Source organism: Mucilaginibacter lappiensis, assembly GCF_050433765.1.
Taxonomy (GTDB): Bacteria; Bacteroidota; Bacteroidia; order Sphingobacteriales; family Sphingobacteriaceae; genus Mucilaginibacter; species Mucilaginibacter lappiensis_A.
The window spans coordinates 150100-169367 of the sequence record NZ_JBNPWP010000001.1 but is presented as its reverse complement, the minus strand read 5'-3'; the positions used below and the strand labels follow the sequence as shown (position 1 = coordinate 169367).

Annotated in this window: 23 protein-coding genes; 3 read left to right on the top strand and 20 right to left on the bottom strand. The window is 42.4% G+C overall.

What is annotated here, in order from left to right:
• Nucleotides 1-46 precede the first annotated feature (46 nt).
• The 17 genes from M2273_RS00825 to M2273_RS00745 form a co-directional block, all read right to left on the bottom strand.
• Nucleotides 47-1207 (bottom strand): plasmid transfer protein, encoded by a 1161-nt coding sequence (locus M2273_RS00825; protein WP_429391797.1) that lies wholly within the window; start codon nt 1205-1207, stop codon nt 47-49.
• On the bottom strand, nt 1204-1983 hold the full coding sequence (locus M2273_RS00820; protein ID WP_429391795.1) for a hypothetical protein: 780 nt from the start codon (nt 1981-1983) through the stop codon (nt 1204-1206). The genes M2273_RS00825 and M2273_RS00820 overlap by 4 nt, the downstream gene beginning before the upstream one ends.
• A complete protein-coding gene (locus M2273_RS00815) occupies nt 1980-2651 on the bottom strand; it encodes a hypothetical protein (RefSeq protein ID WP_429391793.1) in 672 nt (223 codons plus the stop codon). The genes M2273_RS00820 and M2273_RS00815 overlap by 4 nt, the downstream gene beginning before the upstream one ends.
• Nucleotides 2648-3313: a hypothetical protein gene (locus M2273_RS00810; protein ID WP_429391791.1), complete on the bottom strand. Its 666-nt coding sequence runs from the start codon at nt 3311-3313 to the stop codon at nt 2648-2650. Before M2273_RS00810 ends, M2273_RS00815 begins: the two co-directional genes overlap by 4 nt.
• Nucleotides 3310-3972: a hypothetical protein gene (locus tag M2273_RS00805; protein WP_429391789.1), complete on the bottom strand. Its 663-nt coding sequence runs from the start codon at nt 3970-3972 to the stop codon at nt 3310-3312. The genes M2273_RS00810 and M2273_RS00805 overlap by 4 nt, the downstream gene beginning before the upstream one ends.
• Complete coding sequence (locus M2273_RS00800) at nt 3969-6392, bottom strand: TraG family conjugative transposon ATPase (RefSeq protein WP_429391787.1); 2424 nt, start codon at nt 6390-6392, stop codon at nt 3969-3971. Before M2273_RS00800 ends, M2273_RS00805 begins: the two co-directional genes overlap by 4 nt.
• Complete coding sequence (locus M2273_RS00795; protein WP_429391785.1) at nt 6370-6657, bottom strand: plasmid transfer protein; 288 nt, start codon at nt 6655-6657, stop codon at nt 6370-6372. Before M2273_RS00795 ends, M2273_RS00800 begins: the two co-directional genes overlap by 23 nt.
• Nucleotides 6657-6962 (bottom strand): DUF4134 domain-containing protein, encoded by a 306-nt coding sequence (locus M2273_RS00790; protein ID WP_110582450.1) that lies wholly within the window; start codon nt 6960-6962, stop codon nt 6657-6659. Before M2273_RS00790 ends, M2273_RS00795 begins: the two co-directional genes overlap by 1 nt.
• Before the next feature lie 221 nt (nt 6963-7183).
• A complete protein-coding gene (locus M2273_RS00785) occupies nt 7184-7474 on the bottom strand; it encodes a DUF4134 family protein (RefSeq protein WP_110582449.1) in 291 nt (96 codons plus the stop codon).
• 3 nt (nt 7475-7477) lie between these two features.
• Nucleotides 7478-7759 carry a hypothetical protein gene (locus M2273_RS00780; protein WP_110582448.1) on the bottom strand — a complete coding sequence of 94 codons (282 nt, stop codon included), beginning with the start codon at nt 7757-7759 and terminating at the stop codon, nt 7478-7480.
• Nucleotides 7756-8088, bottom strand: coding sequence for a hypothetical protein (locus M2273_RS00775; RefSeq protein ID WP_429391783.1), 333 nt, complete (start codon nt 8086-8088; stop codon nt 7756-7758). Before M2273_RS00775 ends, M2273_RS00780 begins: the two co-directional genes overlap by 4 nt.
• Nucleotides 8048-8713 carry a ParA family protein gene (locus M2273_RS00770; RefSeq protein WP_429391780.1) on the bottom strand — a complete coding sequence of 222 codons (666 nt, stop codon included), beginning with the start codon at nt 8711-8713 and terminating at the stop codon, nt 8048-8050. The genes M2273_RS00775 and M2273_RS00770 overlap by 41 nt, the downstream gene beginning before the upstream one ends.
• 16 nt (nt 8714-8729) lie before the next feature.
• Complete coding sequence (locus M2273_RS00765) at nt 8730-9677, bottom strand: relaxase/mobilization nuclease domain-containing protein (protein ID WP_429391777.1); 948 nt, start codon at nt 9675-9677, stop codon at nt 8730-8732.
• A 230-nt stretch (nt 9678-9907) separates the two neighbouring features.
• The gene (locus M2273_RS00760) at nt 9908-10408 is read right to left on the bottom strand and encodes a hypothetical protein (protein WP_429391775.1); all 501 of its coding nucleotides are present in this window, start codon (nt 10406-10408) and stop codon (nt 9908-9910) included.
• 45 nt (nt 10409-10453) lie between these two features.
• Complete coding sequence (locus M2273_RS00755) at nt 10454-10942, bottom strand: hypothetical protein (protein ID WP_429391773.1); 489 nt, start codon at nt 10940-10942, stop codon at nt 10454-10456.
• 5 nt (nt 10943-10947) lie between these two features.
• Entirely contained in the window at nt 10948-11358 is a 411-nt protein-coding gene (locus M2273_RS00750) for a plasmid mobilization protein (RefSeq protein WP_429391770.1), read from the bottom strand.
• A 195-nt stretch (nt 11359-11553) separates the two neighbouring features.
• Entirely contained in the window at nt 11554-12501 is a 948-nt protein-coding gene (locus M2273_RS00745) for a toprim domain-containing protein (RefSeq protein WP_429391768.1), read from the bottom strand.
• A 628-nt stretch (nt 12502-13129) separates the two neighbouring features.
• Between M2273_RS00745 and M2273_RS00740 the strand changes: the two genes are divergently transcribed.
• Nucleotides 13130-13756: a TetR/AcrR family transcriptional regulator gene (locus tag M2273_RS00740; protein WP_429391766.1), complete on the top strand. Its 627-nt coding sequence runs from the start codon at nt 13130-13132 to the stop codon at nt 13754-13756.
• A 31-nt stretch (nt 13757-13787) separates the two neighbouring features.
• Here the strand turns inward: M2273_RS00740 and M2273_RS00735 are convergent, their stop codons facing one another.
• Nucleotides 13788-14006 carry a helix-turn-helix domain-containing protein gene (locus M2273_RS00735; RefSeq protein ID WP_429391763.1) on the bottom strand — a complete coding sequence of 73 codons (219 nt, stop codon included), beginning with the start codon at nt 14004-14006 and terminating at the stop codon, nt 13788-13790.
• A 166-nt stretch (nt 14007-14172) separates the two neighbouring features.
• Between M2273_RS00735 and M2273_RS00730 the strand changes: the two genes are divergently transcribed.
• Entirely contained in the window at nt 14173-14418 is a 246-nt protein-coding gene (locus M2273_RS00730; protein ID WP_429391760.1) for a hypothetical protein, read from the top strand.
• A gap of 191 nt (nt 14419-14609) precedes the next feature.
• On the opposite strand, the gene M2273_RS00725 is transcribed toward M2273_RS00730, so the two are convergent.
• Nucleotides 14610-14780: a hypothetical protein gene (locus M2273_RS00725; RefSeq protein ID WP_429391758.1), complete on the bottom strand. Its 171-nt coding sequence runs from the start codon at nt 14778-14780 to the stop codon at nt 14610-14612.
• Nucleotides 14773-15120: a hypothetical protein gene (locus M2273_RS00720; RefSeq protein ID WP_429391755.1), complete on the bottom strand. Its 348-nt coding sequence runs from the start codon at nt 15118-15120 to the stop codon at nt 14773-14775. The genes M2273_RS00725 and M2273_RS00720 overlap by 8 nt, the downstream gene beginning before the upstream one ends.
• Before the next feature lie 876 nt (nt 15121-15996).
• Here M2273_RS00720 and M2273_RS00715 point away from each other — a divergent pair.
• Complete coding sequence (locus tag M2273_RS00715) at nt 15997-19266, top strand: SusC/RagA family TonB-linked outer membrane protein (protein ID WP_429391753.1); 3270 nt, start codon at nt 15997-15999, stop codon at nt 19264-19266.
• Nucleotides 19267-19268: the final 2 nt, after the last annotated feature.

Below are 19268 nucleotides of genomic sequence, written 5' to 3'. Positions count from 1 at the left end.
GGCCAAAGAATTGGTCAGCCATCTTAAACAGGAGAAAGGAAATGGATTAAAAGAAGCTGCCGGTCGCTGTGCGCGCAGCTGTCATCACCGTACTGGCACTGCGCCCGAATGTTGAGGTGGCTGAGCTGATCCCTGAAGTAGAAATGATCCAGGTGGAGATGCTTGGAACGGTGAACATGCAAATTGCACCGATCATAAATACGATAATGACCGTTCCGAATGACAAGATGCCGTTACCGGCAAAAAAAGCCATTTTCTCGATGTTGGCGGCAGTACCGTCTTTTCCAACCAGTTCCTGGTATTTGCTAATCTCTGAGGTCAGTGCATATTCCTGCATCAGGCCGCACAAATACATGATGAGATAAGCAATACCTGAATAAAGATTTACAGAAACGAAGCGGGCTATCCAGGTGCTGAAGCTATCCCGGAAAGCGGGCAGTATGCTCACGGCCACAGCGAAGGGGCCAAGAATCACCAATATGGAGGAATAGATAATTTGAAGCATGAAAATGATATACACCGCCAGTCTCAGAATCCATATTCCCAGCAGCTCCAGCAGCTGGGTCATTAGTAATTGCAACCCAACAGTGAGCCGGTTTTTCAATTCAATCAGCGGCGAAACTACGCTGCTGATCCCTTCTTTAACGGTACTGGTTACGGAGTTCCAGGCCTGCCCGTACCATGTATCGCTTTCTTTTTCTGCAACTTCGGTTTGGGCCTGAAAAGTGTAGAGTGAGTTCGCCACAGCTAACATTAAATTGCTTCGATTCATGCGCAGGTTGTTGACGGTGGTCTGCTCGCTACTGAACATCAGTTCGGTTTGGTTGGCGACCAGGTCTGTCGGAAAAGCGACTACTTTTACGAAAGTGCCCCACCACATGATGATCATCGCCAGGCCAAATGGTCTTAATAACGGCATAATCTCCATTCGCTTATCTCCTACCATCATTTCGTATGACTTGATCGCAAAAAAGATGATCATAAAAATGGCAGACAGTGCCTTAGCATCCGTGATAAACAAATCGAAATGTGTCCAGACGGAATTTTTGAGGCCTTTAAGAAATACCATAACCCCGGTTTCGTAAACGCCGTCACCCTGCAGATATTCCAGGGTCTTCGTATTATCAATTGCCGGTGCCGGGGTTTGGGAAAATCCTGCCGCTGCGATGAACAACAGCAGGAGAATACTGCATATTTTCTTTTTCATTGGAGATGTTGTAAGACTTTGTTAGCGATATCGATGTCTGTTTGCGGCGTCCATTGGGGAACGGCAACCTGCCCGGAATTGATCCTTTGCTGCTGTGCGGCCTTGGTCAGCGTCGACTGGGCGGTAGATGTACGAATCGCCCAAACCCCTGAAATGTTCCTGTAGTCTTGCAGGAGTCTGTAGTAAGCGAGGATGCGGGAACCGCGATCCATGTTGGTGGTGTGGGCACCATCAATGCGTTCTTTCAGCATATCGAGTTCATTTTTGTACCAGTTATAGGTACCCTCGGAAATGAGTTTGGTAACTACGTGCGGAGATAAACCGGCCAGGATGGATGTGGCAGAATTATTTAACACTGGCTTGAATTCATTGTTATAATAAAGGAGCCATAGCGGATCAGCATCTGAAATGAGACCTGTCTGTGAAGAAAGCTGCGACAAGGCGGTGTTTCGTACGGTATCGGATTGCAACTTATACTTGTCATCAGTTGAATTCATTGCGGCAACTAAAGCCAGCCTTTGTGTTTGCGGACCGCTTCCGCTCAGCGGCCGGAGATCTGTTTTGTGATAATTCGGATAGAAAAAACCCCAGGTTAGCCAGTAATATGGATTAAGTCCGAGGAAACCGGATGTGGGCTTAAATTTCTTTTGATCCCACTGTTGGTAGACCATCCGTTGTTCCTGATACCGGAACGCTTCGTCGTTGGTTTGGCTTTGCGCAAAGCAATTACTAAACAAGAGCAGTGGTGACACGATCATTAAGATTAAATATTTCATTGTCGTAGGTATTTGGCGTTTTGAATAATTTGAGAGACAAATGTTTTGTCCTGGTTAATAAAGTTCTGGAAGGGGTTCAGCGATGCGATAATGCCGCGTTCCTTTGCCCAGTACATGGCTTTCCAGGCGCCATAGGCAAGGGCATCAAGAATTTGTAACTGGGTAATGACCTTATGGAGAAGTTCGTCCCGCGCGTTGTAGTCGGCCAATACATTGCTACCGCTCTTCAGTACGAAATCGGACACATCAGTGACCATGGTTAACGAGCGGGTGCGCATTTCACCGGCAATGTTTTCGGCGAAGATCAGTAAGTAAGGATCGCTCCTGGCCATCGCGATAGCCTGGTTGATATATCCGGTCATATCTGCAATGATCACCGCCATATTTTTCACAGCAAGGCCATCTTTCAGCGCCGAGTTTACATTGGATAAGCCTTCGTATATCAAGGTTTGTGCAAGAACGACTGAACCAACATTGGTATTCAGGTTATTGATGTCGGTATTGATCTTACCTAAATATTGATCATGGGTGCCTTCTGCTGCGCTTCTGACAGCACCGTTACTGGCGACGGCAGCGAACCGCTGCGGGTCGAAAACGTAGGATTGGGCCAATAGCGTTAAAGGAAGCAGATTTAAAAAGAGTAAAGGAAAAAAAAGGAGATTTTTCATTGCTTCAGGTATTTAGCGTTTTGAATAATGTCGCTGGCGATTGATTTATCAGCATCTATAAAATTTTGAAATGGGTTTGCGGCTTTGAGTAAAGCCGCGAGATTGGAATACTGCATCATGTTGAGCATATTGCCCGAGAGATCCTGGATGATGCTCAATTCCGACAACACATAGTCGAACAGCGATTTTCGGTCTGAAACCCTCATTTGATTAACGTCCCCAAAAGAAAGGGTCAACCCGGCCACATAGCCGATCAGGCTTTTAGCCTTCTCCGCAAATTGAACTTCCGATTGGTAGCCGATGGCAATCAGAGCCGGCGTTTTTTCGGCGAGCTGAATAATCTGTGCCTGATTACTAATGATTCGTTGAACCATGGGAGTAGCGTAGATACCGATATCAGCGATATTGATGGCCGTTCCTAATGCATTATAGCGCTGTTGTAACGTTCGATAGGTTGCCTTCAGCTTTGCCAGTAATGTGAGGTTGGCCTGTTCATTGGTCGTGGCAATGGATTGCTGATTTCTCGCTTTTACCTGCAGCTTATTTTCTGAAATGGATTGCTCTACCAACTGGTGGATGCCGGGAATATTGAGGGTTTTCGACTGGCCGTAAAGGTCAGTTATCAGCAAGACGAGGCTAAGGGTGAGTAAAAGGCGGATCATGGTTTCAGGTATTTAGCATTGGTGAGTACATCGTTGGCGATGCGAATATCCTGGTTCTGCCATTCCGCCCAGGGGTTCAGGGACCGGAAAACACCATTGATCTTGGCCCAGTACATCGCCCGACCCATACCATACGCGATGCCGCGGAGGATACGCATTTCCTCAGCAATGTGGTTAAGCAGCCTTCCCCGTTCCCCTGAATCCATGAGGTTGTTTGTACCTCCTTTAAGTATAAATGCGCTGACGTCTGCGGCTAATGTGGTAGCCCTTGTTTCAAAATCTCTCGCGCCCTGCTCGGCAAAAAGCAGCAGCACCGGGTTAGATTTGGCGAGTGTAATGGACGAAGAAACATCGGTCACGATATCGCCGGCGCATTCTGCGATTTCTTTGATCGTGGTCAGGTTGTTGAGCACCGAAGCCACCTGGCTCAGTCCCGTATAGATTTTACTTTGCAGGTCATTGACGATCAGCAGTTGCCCGGTTACAGCGAGTTGCCCCTTTTGAATAAGGTCGAGTTTATTGTTGGTGGTGTTCAGCTGGCCATTGATAATACCGGCATTGACCGCGATTGCTGCCGAAGTCGCCGGATCAACAACCAGTACCTGACAGAAACCTGCTTTACAGACAAAGCATAAGCACATTATGATAAAGATTTTCATTGGTATTGCTTTTGATTTACTTGGTTAATAAATGCCGGAAGAGACATTTGACTGCTTTTAAAGTCTTCGATGAAGGCATCGAGTCCGTCAGCGTAAGAGCCATAACGAAGGGTATAGGATTCAACGGCAGATTTTTCCGGCTTTTCAGTGGTATAAGTGAGGTATTGCTGAATAGCCACCTCTACACCATAAACTTCACCGACAGCACCCCTCCGAATGTAAACCTCTTTAAAGCGGCCCCGGCTATCGGTGTTGTCGAGCTGATTGATCGTAAAGATTTTCCGACGTTCGGTTTCATTGATCGATAGCAGCGCGGCGATATCATTGTAATTATCTTTAAACTTGGTTTGATCAAGCAGACAGATGGTATCCGAATTATTAATGATACTGTCCTTTACGACGGCGTTACCGATGATGTCGCCTAATTCCTGGGTAACTACAATTGCTTCGCCCCAAAACTTCCGTACTGTTTTGTACAAATACAAAAGATACCCTGCCATCAGCGGGCTGGCGATGGCCTTCCACGCCTCCTCAACAACGAGGGCCTTGCGACGGTCAGACCGGTAACGCATCTTCTGGATGAATACGTCCATAATCGACAGCGTGACGAGGGGAAACAAAATTTTATTTTCCTTAATCGAGTCAATTTCATAGACAATGAAGCGCTCCGTGAAAAGCGATTTATCTGTCTCCTTGTTCAGGATGCTGGCAAATTCACCGCCCTTGTAAAATTTTTTAAGCACATAGCGGAATTCATCAAAATCGAATACTATTTTTTCTTCTGCTTTGATCTCCGGCACTTTGACCAGGGCAAACTCATAAAATGTATCAAATGTCAGCTCGCCATTATCCGCGAAGAATTTGCTGTAGTAAGCTGATATAACATTAGCAACGACATCTCTTTCAACTGGTGTAAACACCCCCTCCGCTCCTTTCCAGGCAACGCCGATCAGCGTACATAAAAAGTCTTTTTTCTCAATGTTATATTCCTCTTCCGAAATGCGAAAAGGATTCATAGTTATCGGGGTCTTATCGGTATAAGTGATGTATTTCCCCTTATAATAGGAACATAGTCCTGAATAGGAATGTCCCGTGTCCACGATGACGATGTCCATGTTGTAGAGCATGTACTGTTCGATCAGCGCATTCATAAAAAAGCTTTTACCAGAGCCGCTCGGGCCAAGCACGAACTTGTTGCGGTTATTAATCCTGCCTGTCCGCATCGGCAGGTCGGCGGGGTCCATGCCAACTGGTATGCCCTGGCGGTCTGTAAACCGAATCAGAAAATCGGACGGCTCATCTTTTGGCAGGGACTCTTTAAAAAAAAAGCAGGCGGCAGCATCACAGGTGGTCAGGAACCAATCGTAAGTTTTGAGTTCAACCGCATTACCGGGTAAAATAGTTCGGAATAGTTCTAATTGGTTATAAGCATTTTTACTGGGTATGATCCCCAATTGAAATAAGGAACTTTCCACGAAGTTTGCGGCCTTTTGTAAGGCCTTCTCCGGCGCGACAACGACAATATTAAAATGGCAGTTAACCAACATTTGATTATCCCTGGCCACATCATTTAACAACAGGTCAATGTCTTCCACACAAAGCTTATTGGCGGGATCAGGAATACCTGAATGACGTTTTTTCTTTTGTTCCAGCTTTCGCAGTGTCCCGACCTGGTTGGGTATCTCGATGACCTGATTAAAGACGATCACTTCACACCCGGGAACCTTAAAAAGAAAAGAAAGAAAGTCTACCGGAAACCCGCGCATGCTCTCCTTATCGTTCATTTCGATATGGGTGCCAACTTCCGGCGGCAGATCAATGCTATCAATATTGACCAGGCTGATATTTTTGAGTAATCGCTGCCCTATTTTAATTTCGTTGTCAGAGGGTGCCAGATTATTTAAGCTGATGTGCTTACTTTTAAAATCCATGCTGAGCATCTGCAAGACGAGCTGGTTGATCTGGCTTTCTTTGAGAACCTTTGCCGATGGTATAATGTCTAAAATCTTATTAACAGCCTGGCCGAAATCACGCAGCGTTTTGGAGTCGTATACATAGAACGCGCCTTTTTTGACCTGCCGGGTAATCGTAAGGTAAGTTTCGACGCGCAGGCACTCCCGCCCGTCGAAATGATCATTGTACTTCTGTTGAAGATATTCTGCTGCAGGCTTGCTTTGATAAGGTGAGCGGCTGATGATGTCCTCTTTTTGAACGATATAGCCATCGCCGAGAACTTTAACGATATTGATCAAAAGATGGTGAAACTCTTCGTACCCTGCGGGATAAGCTGAAAAGCGGATAACAGGGTTGGTCATTTGGATAATGACCGAACATTCACCCTGCAGGCCGATGAGAAAATCGAATTCGCCGTTTTTGTCCACCCCGGCATACGGGATGTCAAACATTGTTTTTGCGGCCATAATGATTGAGGATGTAAATACATTTGGCGCGGCTCTTATCATGTAAGCCGCCTTTTTGTTTTCCGGCGGTGAAAAGCAGGCCGCCGACGATGCAGCCAACGAGGACAATCGCCCCGAGCCACATATTGATGAGGGACATGGTTAAGGCTCCGAGGACAAGGCCGCTTAACAGCGAGCCCAATCCCCAATAAATGAATTTACCTTTGAAGCCTTTGAATATAAGGGGTCGCTGAAGCCCCTTATAAACAGCAAATTTCCTGGCCATTACAAGCCGAAGAAGGCTTTGATTACCAGTGCAGAAACCACGAGAAAGACGCAGCTTCCTCCCCATCCCATAAGCTCTTTGTTGATGTCTTGATCTCCGCTATTCCATTTTGAATAGACGCGAATGGCACCAACGATGCCGACGATACCGCCGATCACCAGGGTGATGTTGGTTACCGGAGCGACATAAGTTTTAAGTGTTGTGGTTGCGGTGTTCAGGCCATTGACGCCACTTTGCGCAAAGGCAGAAACTGAAAGGGCCATCAGGACTGCTGAAGCCAATAATTGTTTTGTTTTGTTAAACATTAATCAGGAAATGAAGAATGAGGCGGAGATCTTTTAAAGGCAATCGGAGTGGCTGCCTGGGTATGTTGAAGAGGCGTTCAGATCACGAACAACGCCTTAGCTTTACACCCGAGGGAGATTGCCGGGGAATGATGGCCGGCAAAGGATAGATAATGATAGAGAATCGTAAGACAGAGATCTTTTAAACGCCACCGGAGAAGTGGCCTAATCAGTAAGAGCGTTCAGATCCCGAACAACGCTCTTAGAAATGCTCCGGAGAGCACCATAAATAAAGCGGCAAAAAACCAAGCCGCTACATCGGAGTCAATGCGATCTTTACCCATCTGCCAGTTATGGTATATTTTAATGGCACCGGTCAGGCCTAAAATTGTGGCGATGACTAATGAGCAATCGAAGGCAGAGAAGAAATCATCAGATAGCGCACTTTGCGCCTGTTGCATTTCGGAAATGCCCGGCTGGGCGTTGGCGATCAATGGCAACAGGAGAATTCCCCATGCCATTAGCTTTTTCATGTACTAAAAGCTTACCGCACGGGTAAATTCGATGGCCTCCTCCCGGGCCAGCGAAAACATTTGTTTCAGGGTGACGCCGCCTGAAGACATTAATGACGAGCCTTTATATTCGTTTACGTCATCGCTTTTGAGCTTGATAGGTTCGACATCTTCAACAAATGTCAACTCGCGGGCTTCTTTGGTTTCGGGCGTTCGCCCGTTTCGGAGATAGTCCCAAATGATAATGATGGTATAGTAGGCAGCATAAATGCCGCACAGCCAGATGGCAAATTTAATCCAGGTCATAATTCTGTGTTTTGAATGAATTGTTTAATAATTGCTTTCAGTTCCGGGTTGGTGTCAAAAAGATGCTTGACAGCAAAAGAGACCAGCTTGGTGACATCGGTGCCTGTCGCCATTTTAAATTGGTTCATTAACCGGACGGTATTACCGTCGAAACGTACATGAACAAGGCTTTTATTAAGGCTGTTATTGTACTCGTTGATTAATACCAAAATGGCGGCGTCGATTTTTGGAGGTTTTGCCTTCTTCACAGCAACTCGAACAATTCCTTTAGCTTTTTTATTCCCCGGCTTAACCAGTTCCTCCCGTAGCTGGTCTGCCAGCGATTTCATATTTTCCATATAAGTGATCGATATAGATTTGTTCAAAAACAGGTATGATTACAGGCATCAGTGACAGTGGTGTCTGAAAGGTATTGGTACGTTGGAAGTCCACACGGTCAGGAAGAAATGAAGTTATCTTTCCAAATTTTGATAGCTGCTCGTTCACCTCCTGCATGATTTCAAATTTTGCGTTGGCTTTGATCCGGTTAGGCACAAATACCATTTGCATTTTCGGGTTGATCTTTTTGAGCACAACTGTAAAAAGCACGGTCGATTCAAAGCTGAACTCATCGTAGGCGAATGGGCATATTACCAAATCCGCGGAGTTGAACACCGGGATGAGCCCATCATCATCAAGTTTGCCCGGCAGGTCAATCAGAACGATATCATCTTTATTTCGGCTGAGAATTTCTTTAAGCACGGGATAGCTTTCGAGGCTTGCCGGTAGAACCTGGTAGGGTTCGGCATTTTCAAGAACTTTGGCTTTATCGAATTTCTGCGCGATTGATTGCTGGTAATCCATATCAATAACGGTTACGGTACAATGCTTTGCCAGCGTGAGGTAGTTGGCCAGCAGCAGCGTAAGCGTACTTTTTCCTGCGCCACCTTTTTGGTTGCCGATAATGATGATCATAAAAGTTGGGTGTTGGTTAACGGGTGTTGGTTCGTGCTTTCTTTTGGCGCCTTCGCCTCATACCGTGAATTTGCTGGTCGTCCACATCGTCAGCGATCCAGATCGATTGAATAGCGGCAGAGTGATAGCTTTCAGCCCGCTCTGCGGTTTCTTCAGTTTCCAAAAGTAAATCGCTGTTGGTTTGCGCTAAGAGTTCTTTAAGCGGTAAAACCTCGCTGCCTTTAAAAACCCGGAGGCTTTCATTGTCAATGATGGAATAACCGTAGGGCTTTTTACCCTCTGACGCATGAAAGATCAGTTCTATTTGGTAATGCTCTTTCAGTATATTACGGAAATCCGGTTGAAATTTGAATTGCTGAAACAGTTGCCTGATCTCGGCGGCGCGCCTTTTATCTGGTTGGTACTTGTCGATTCGTTCTTTAATTTCCGCTTCATCAGGATCGATGCCCTGGAAACCATTTGCTTCCAATACCATCAGAAACTGCGCGCGGGTGCTGAACTTATATTGAAAACCAAGATCGTAACCAAGAACTTTAGCAAGGTTCTGCACAGCACGGACATGTTCAAAACCGCTGTTGATCTTCCGGCCTTCCCTATCTACACGGGTGGTAACCATGTGCACATGGTTGTTACCGGTGTCTTTGTGGTAGACGATAAGATAAGGCTGCGCTCCATATCCCATCTCTTTTAGCCAGGCTTCAGAAATGGTGGTGAGTGTATGTTTATCATACGATTTGCCTTTGGCGGATATAATAGCATGAAATTGTGGTTTTTTTATGTTCGTGTTAAGTGAGGTGACCATTTTCAAGTAATTGATATAGTCCTGCGGCGTTAGCTTACCGAGGCGTTGCAGCGGTCCGAAGTTCGCCACTTTCATCAACTCGCCCCGGTTACGGTCAACCTTGTTGGTATTGTACCGGACACCGCCGAACGACGCAGTTGGTTTTAAGATGCGAACAATCATGATAGCGGTGTATCAAAGTAACTTTGTAACAATAGATCAGAATATGCGGCAGAACATGATAGCGCTCTATCGCTGTAACAATAGAACCGTATAGCTTTGTAGCAGTATAATGATGGAGACTTGTAGCGTTGTAGCAAGGCAACTTAGTAACAACCTATGTTTATAGCCAAGAACCTATAGAGCAATGTAGCTGTGGAACTTTATAGACGGATTAGCGACCACGTGCAAAATCATTTTATTAATGGTGCATAGCGTTCGACACTTGCGATTGTATCATGAATTGCACCGCCATGGCTGAACAGCGCTATTCGTTCCAGTTCAAATTTTCTGCCTTTACCCATCACAATAGAATGATAACCAAAAGTGATGGTTTGGCCGCCCGGCAATAAACAGTTTTCAATCTCGTCTTTAAGCTGCCTAAACGGGCTGCAAACGATGCCTTTATACAATTCCATACTTTTTCGGTATGCGTATGGAGGATCAAGCAAAATTGTTTGAAATGGAGGACCCTTCCAAGTTCTTAAAAATGTTAACGCATCGATATGAAAGTCTGCCGGCATTTCCGGATCAAGATCGTTGCGGGTTTCGGTGACGTTGAGCTTCGTTTGACCAGCAAAGAGATTCAGTACCGTTCCCTCACATGACTTTTCTACCCAATCCCGTATTGGTTTGACTGTGAAAGTGTACCGGTGCAGCGGGCAACGAATATGTTCGAAAATAACCATGTCCATTATTTTGAATTAACTACCTGAACAGTAAGTTTAAACATGCGTGCGCTACTCATCATCAGCATCTGAAGTATCGGGAAAGAGCCTTAGTTCACTGAATGGCACATCAATCGTTTTAAGAGAACCCTCTAAATCTTTGTAAAGGATTTTACGAAGTCCGTCAGGTACGTTCTGGAAATCGGGCCCGGTATAAATCAGTACTGTATCCCCTGTCAGACTAAACAGTGCCTTTTCGCAACCATCGGGTTGATCGATCAACCTATTCTCATATATCTTTGGCATATCGGCAACCGGGCTGAATGCTGCCATATCGGGCTCGTAGCTTGTATTCTGCCGCTTTGGATGATCAAAGTGAACTGTAAGGCCTATTGTCAAAGCGACTACGGGCAAAAGAATAACCGGAAGGTTGATTGTTCTGTAATAATGTTTGTTTCGATATTTCATTTTAAATGGTTTTTTAAATGTTGAATGGGATAGCTGTGTAGCTTTGGATCGCTGTAGCTCTGTAGCGATAGAGCGTTGTAGCTGGATAGCCATACACCTTAATTTCCAATGGCTCGAATAACCTTACGCAAGGATATTTGAAGCTCCTGCTGAATGCTGATATAATCCGCCAGCAACTCATTGAACTTAATAGCCACGGATGGCGGCACGGCACCCTGCAGTTTCAGCACATTAGCGTGCTTGGCCAGTTGATTAATGTTATTGCCCGAACGTCCCATTTCCGCACCTACCGCATCGAGTAATTGAATGAGATCACGGGAATTGATGACCATTTGCCGGGCGCCATTAAGCACCCGCATGCGGATCAATTCGGTTTTGCTGATACCCAATTCCTTTTCCAGCGCAAGCACCCGGTTATATTCCTCCTCGGTAAATCGCGTATCAATTTTTTTACTGCGTTTACCCTCTTTCATTTCAGGCCTGCCGGCCAATTTTTGAGACTTAACCATGTAAAAAAGGAGTTGCGAGTTTTTTCAAATCACCCCGTAGGGCAAGATTCTTTTTGGAAGGGTGAAAATTGCGAAGCCAATTTTTGTCCGACAAAAAGACATCTTGCCCTTACAAAATCAAGGTGATTTTGGGTTATTGAATTTGAATTTTGGCAGTCAGAAATAGGTCAATGCCAGGTAAAAGAAACCTAATGATCATCTTCTGGTACCTCTTTTTATGACGGGCTCAAGAATGCCGGATTCTTTCGAATCCTTTAATGTAAAAATCAACCTATCATTATAATCGTTGAATTTTTCATAGATCGCTGACCGGTCAATGGCATAAGGAAGTTTCGCAAGCAATTCTTTGCTTGCAGCGTGACCGCCAGCGTCCCTATCGAAATACATATTGATTTCGGTAAATCGCTTGGCCTTTTCTATACCTTCTGCTAATAATGAAAGTGTGTTTAAAATAATGATAGTGTGATTTGCTGAAGGGTTTTCTGATTTCCAGCTGAGGTAATTCATAAATCCCTCGAACATCGATACCTTTTTCGGATCGCCTGCGATCGTAGTGACTTCTTTTGTGCCAAGACAGCCCTTGAAATATTTATTTCTGACCTCCCAGCTTCCGTTATCGTTTTTCCAACCCGCTGAGTAAAAATGCTTCGACACTTTATCCTCACCTTTGACTGTATAGTACACTTCGCTCAACATGCTCAGCCCAATTTCGAATACACCTCGGCTTTGCAAGTACTCGGTTATTGCAGGATGAGTTCCCAACGGTTTTACACTTGTAATAATATATGTTGGTATTTTTGGTGATTTCTTGGCTTTTCTTTGATCCGCACGCTGATCTCCAGCGGTTGAATGGAGGGTGTGGCTTAAATAACCATTGATTTTAGTAACGACTTCTTTAAATGTATCGTTCGGCCAAAATTTGAGGCCAAAGTCGATGATGTTGCCACCCTCGCCAATACCATGATCGTACCATTCGCCGGATTTATCATCGACAGCAAACGAGGGTGTATGATCATTATCACGAAGCATGCTGTAAAACATCTGCTCCTTACCGGATTTTCTTTTGGGTTGATAGCCAAGTTGACTCAGGAGTTCCAATAATGACGCACTTTCCTTTAGTTCCTTTGCGTTAAATGTTTTCATGGTAAAAGAATTAAGGTGAACGTGAACTTGGTAGATTATTCATTTGCATAATTGTATACTTAGAACCAGCAGCGGGTAACGAGCCCGAAAATTCATTTCTGCCGGTTAAAAAATTCGGGACTACTTACGTCGGTTCCTACGAACCGGGCTCTCGCCTGCCAATGCGTTTTCGCTTGTTGATATAATCTCAGCTTCGCAAAATTTCCTGTGGCTTAACAGGATAATGCTTCATCCCCGTATGTCAAAGAGCGTAGCAAGCAAACGCCTGCCGTTTTCTAAGACAAAACTTGGATTTTAGGACGCGCGGAAACAGGGGAACAGGGTGAAAGAAGTTCTTCACCCCCTAACGGAGATTAAGGTAAATAATTGAAAATGAGTGATATAAATTACACAGTCGGAAAGTTCAGAATTTCTGAAAACTTATTTTTTCATTTATTACTAAAAAAAATAGTTCGACATATTTATAGAAGCTTCTTAATTCTTGCTTTAAAGGGCTTATGGGGTATGTCTTTGATAGGTAATATTAAATATGAGAAGTTGCAAAAAAGACTATTTTATCTGTTTTATACATAACTTAATAGCGTAAGTGAGGCCTAACCTTAGGTTAAGACCCTAAATCGCATGCGGTATGAAAAATAAAGAGCAAACAAAACGGAAGCTGATCCGGGCTGTTGGAGAGATTATAAGAAAGGAAGGGTTTGCCAATCTTAAGATAAGCCAGGTCGCAAAGCACGCAGAGGTAGATCGGAAGTTGATTTACCGATATTTTGGTAACTTGAACAGACTTGTGGAGGCGTATGTAACCGAGAATGACTATTGGATGATCTTTGCGGATAAAGTGCAGGATTTGATTAAAAAAAATCAATACGGAAGTATTCAACTACTTATTACTGATGTTTTGAAAAACCAATTCAAGTTTTTCTTTAGTGAGAAAGAAATGCAAAATCTTATTCTATTGGAACTCACGGGTGCCAACCCATTAATGAAAAGTATACATAATGCGCGGGAGAGTATGGGACAGACTTTTCTTGAGCTAACTGATCCCCATTTTCAGGGAAGCCGGGTAAACTTTCGGGCTGTTTCCGCGTTACTTGTTGGAGGAATTTATTATACGATATTACACACGGTATTCAATGGCGGCAACTTTGCTGATTTGGATATTAATTCTGAAGATGCAAGAGAAGAGCTTATACGCACCATTGAACAAATCATAGATTGGGCGTTCGTGGAAGCTGGTAATTCAAAAATTGACTAATGTCGATTAGCCAAAAATAACGCAGGGTGTCCTATTCTGTCGGAAGAGTTATGTCTTTATAAAGTTCATTTAAAAGATCGCCAGGAGGCACATTTATAGAAAGGGCAATTTTATAAAGTTCTAATGCCGTTACTTTTGAAGTTTCATTTAAAGTTAACTCCGAAATACGTTGCTTACTAATTCCCGAGCGACGGGAAATTTCCGCTTTATTTACAGAGCGCTTTGCTAAATATAAACCTAAGTCCGTCATTAATTCCGATATCCTTTACACTTATAAAGAATTAATGTACATCTGTAAATTTAATCTTAACAATATTTCTGAATTTGAACGACTTTTCCGTATACTTGTCAATAATTTCTTAACAAATAGTTTCATTTCCATTTTCTAATTTTAAAAAACCCTAATTTACTTTGAAATGGAAACCCCCTCAAAACCTACCAATCCTGACTTTAGTACATTAACTGGCATTATGGATCATTTCCAAAACGTCCCGTTCGAACAGTTTAAAAACGATTTAGATAATTGGTTTAAAACGGAATGGGCAGAAAGGCGTCAGACGTTAGCAAATTCTGCTGATTGCTCGTTACCTGACAATTTCGAAGAGTTTATTAAGAATATATATATGCTGGCTGAAAGAAAAGAGCAGCAGAAATTAAACTAAAGCCTTTTACGAGGCCTTTTCTTTTTCACCTCTTCAGACGACCTTTGTACTTTGTGATAGATTGCTCGGTTCTGGCGTTGATCAGATTGAGAAGGAATAATGCCTTGATCAATTTCATATTTATCGTCAGCTAACTTTACACTCATTTGTCTACTCCCAAATGTCATCCCGTTCAACGCTGCAATTGCACGCTACGAACCTGCTTTGTCCGTCATTGTGATAAATCCATAACCTTTGCTGACACCGCTATCCTTGTCTGTAATTATTGTTATTGAGTTAACCTGGCCATGTGCAGTAAATAATTCCACTAATTGTATCTCATCCATTTCGCGGGGAAAGCCAACGATAAAAAGTTTAGCCATTATTTTTTGAATTATCCACAATTGTGGGATTGATCAAATTTGAAATGTTACGCTTCTTGTAATTTTGTGATGCTTGCTTTTTTACAACTTTCCAAATTAATTCTATGTCTGTGTTTGATACGTCAGCCAGCTTAAACAAATCCTCGATAGTGAACTTTTCAGGGGCGTTAAATTTTGTGACATACCCATTTGATCCAATTCCTAAGGCGGCGATCAAACCAGTTGTGTACATGGAGCCGACTTCAGACATTTTTGAAATTTTCCCAGTTTCAAATCTCGATTGAATTGAAATTAACGTGCTTTTTAATTTCTCTGGATTAACCCGCAGTTTCTTAGCCATATTTTTGATTGTTATTCAAAAATCCGACTCATGTCAGTTAAATAATTCAATTAACACTATAGTGATTGATTATAACACTAAATTAGTGTTATAAAATTTGTTTTCGATGTTATTTATATTTAGTTTTGAGTTGTAAAGAGATAAAACGATGGAATTTCACATCTAATTTTTTTCTTTTCGCTTAATAGACTATTTAATTATAGAATATCGAAATAAGCATTTGAATTTTGAATCTTGCTTTGAAAATGTAGGAATTTTAGAAGTGCAAGATACAGGAGACAAGTGCCCATTCATTATCTTTGCGATAATGGTGGGCTCACTCTTGTATGCACTTCAGCCTCCTACAGGCCTCAAAGCGTACTCGGGTGAGTTCCATCATTATTGAATTCGCCCATAAATTGATTCATAATTTAGATAAAGTTATTATTTGAGTTATGTATCAAAATCAATGTTTCTCTTTTAAGCTAATAATTTGCGCCCCCGAATAAGGTCTCTCGACTAAGGTTCGATTAGAGCACATGTCTATTCAATTAGATTACCATTGCATCAATCGAAGAGAGGCTTTGGAAGTGGTTTACTGGGGGAATTTTCTCAAAAGAGTAATCGAGTTACGACTTAACTGAGAATCAATTCAAACAATTGTTGAGCAATTTAACAAACTACCTACGCTACCTACCGATTAACAAATTTACAGAACGCACAGATACCGAAATAACAATGGTGGCCTTCATGCTTATTAAAACTGTTCAAAATTGGTTCCTCCTAATCTCCCCTCCTGAATGAATATAGGGATGCGGCAATCTATCAGTTAATAGTTAAATTAATGATTGCCGCTATCTCTTCTTGATTATTCCATCCAAAAACTTAAGAGAACAAATGAAAAAACGAATAATTTATATCGTATTGGCTACGCTTTGCCTAAATTTTAATCTTAAAGCACAAGAAAAAATTACGATTTACGGTGTCGTTCTAGATTCGATAAGTTCTAAACCGATCATAGGTGCTACTGTGAAAGTTATAAACTCAAAAATATTAACTCAAACTGATGCTTCTGGAAAATTTTCACTTTCTATAACTGCCGACCAAAGTAAATTGCAAATAAGCACCATAGGCTTTAAAAGTCGGATGGTTGAATGGGAAAAGTCCCAAAATCATTCTCTACAGATCCTACTATCATCTGATTTAAGTGTCCTCAAAGAAGTAATGGTAATTTCTACCGGATATCAGTCACTATCAAAAGAGAGGATCAACGGCTCGGTAGTTCAAATAAATAATGAGTTATTAAATCGGAGTACGGGTGCCAACATTCTAGATAGGCTAAATGGCATTACGAGTGGTTTAAGGTTCAATGGGACAAATTATGGCAATATTGCAACTGGGGCTGGTGACCGCCAACTTGGAATAAATATACGGGGAGAAAGCACACTGTCTTCAAATGTTAGCCGTGATCCATTAATTGTATTGGATAATTTCCCCTATGAAGGCAATATCAATAATATAAACCCCAACGATATCGAAAGTATATCAGTACTTAAGGACGCTGCTGCTGCAAGTATATGGGGTTCTCGTTCGGGAAACGGAGTCATAGTGATTACAACAAAAAAGGGCGTTAAAAACAAGCCTTTAGCAATAGATTTTAGTGCAAATGTAACGGTCCGCAGAAAACCGAATTTATTTGCGGACCGAAATTACTTACCATCGAACGACTATATAAATGTTGAGACAGCACTCTTTAAGAAAGGTTATTTTGACTCATTCCTCAGCGATGCGCAAGATCAACTACCCGTATCACCAGTGGTGGACATCTTGGACAAAGAGCGCCAGGGATTGATCAGTAGTTCAACAGCAAATAGTCAAATCGACGCTTTCAGGCAAAAAGATGTTAGAAATGATTATACGAGATATTTATATCAAAACGCGGTAAAGCAGCAATATTCATTAGGATTAAGAGGCGGTAGTGAGCATAACAGCTATACTTTCTCTGCCGGATTTGATAGAAATCATGATAATTTGGTAAGAAATGGATTTGACAGGCTAACTATCAATGCATTGAATTTTTATAATCCGATCAAAAACCTTGAAATAACAACTGGAATAAATTACAGTGATAATACAACAGCTTTAAATAATAATTTAGGGTATGCAGGAAGTCTTAATGTTGGAGGTCCGATCACCGGAATATATCCCTATGCTGAATTTGCCAGCGCATCCGGCACTCACTTACCAATTGTAAAAGACTATCGTGCGGCTTACGCTAATAACGCCGTTGCGAATGGCTTTACCGATTGGAATTACAGACCGTTGGATGAACTGAACAATGCTGACAACACGACTAAGGTCAACGATCTGCTGCTTAAGGCCTCAGTAAAATACAACATAACGAATTATTTAAACGCGGAGGCACAATATCAAAATGAAAGGCAAATTGTCGATACCAGAAATTATCAGAATTCTGCAACTTATGCGGCAAGAAACTTTTATAATCAATTTACCATTGTCGATCCTGCAACGAATGTTGCTACCTATCAAGCTCCCAAAGGAGGGTTACTCAACCTCGGTAATTATGAATTATTGTCGCAGAATGCCAGGTTGCAGATAAATTTCCACCAGCTCCTGGCAGGTTCACATGAAATCACCGCATTAGCAGGTTCTGAGATCAGGCAGTTAAAAAGTACAGGAAGTAGCAAAAGCGCCCTTGGTTACGATGATCAATTTGGTACAGCACCCTCCAACTTAGATTATGCAAACTACTTTCCAATAAGTCCCAATGGATATGCGAACTTTCCAACACCAAACGATGCCGTTAGTGGTACACTTAACAGGTATGTTTCCTATTTCGCGAATGTTACTTATTCTTTTAACGATAAATACGCTCTGACTTTAAGTGGTCGAAAAGATGGCGCAAATATCTTTGGTGTGAAGACTAATGATAGAGTAACGCCTTTATGGTCAGCCGGATTGGGTTGGGAAATTAATAAAGAAGCATTCTACCAGATCGATTGGTTGCCTTATCTGAAAGGACGGTTTAGTTATGGATACAACGGGAATGTTTACAATGGCTCTGCGTATGTTACTGGAAATTACGGTAATTCTTCGTTAACAGGTGCCCAGCAAATCGCGAATTTAACAGCCCCAAATCCCGAATTACGATGGGAAAAAGTAAAAAACATTAATATTGGAATTGATTTTTCTACGAAAAATAACCGCATCTCAGGTACGATAGAATATTATGTCAAAGAAGGCAAGGATCTTGTAGAAAACATTCCGCTATTTACGTCAACAGGCTTTTTGTCTTTCTACGGAAACGCGGCAAGTACAAAATCCAGAGGATTTGACATCACGGTAAACAGCAAAAACTTAAATGGAAAATTAAAATGGAACACCATTTTGCTGTTCAGCACCTTACACGATAAAGTCACGAAGTATGATGCCCCATTTACTAATATTTCTATTCAACAAGGAGGTAGTCAAGGTATCCCGTCTGTCGGCAAATCGTTGTATGGGATTTATAGCTACAAATGGTTTGGCCTCGATCCTGCAAATGGCGATCCTCAAGGATATTTGAACGGGAAAATCTCGAAAGACTATACCGCCATTATCAATAATTACAAGCCTGATAGCCTGGTATATAATGGCTCAGCACGCCCAACTATTTTTGGATCATTGAGAAATGAGTTTTCATATTGGAACATTTTTTTTTCAGCGAATATTGGCTATGAGTTCGGTTATGTTTTTAGAAGAGGTTCAACAAGTATTAGTGAATCAGATCTGATTAGCGCCAATTACGGTCAAAACGTAGATTATTCGACGAGGTGGCAAAAGTCTGGAGACGAAGCCCATACAAATATCCCTTCCGTTATTTATCCTTCTGATCCAAACCGCAATACATTTTACCACTATTCACAGACATTGGTCAGCAATGCGGCGAATATTCGAATTTTAGATTTAAGGGTGGGTTACAATTTGAATAAAACCAATTGGCGTACGATGCCTTTCAATTCGCTTCAAATATTTTGCTATGCAACCAATTTAGGAATCGTTTGGAGAGCTAACAAATATAATATAGACCCGGATCTTTCGGCGTTTCAATCGCACGCATTACCCAATCCCCTATCAATCTCCTTAGGCGTTAATGGTCATTTTTAACT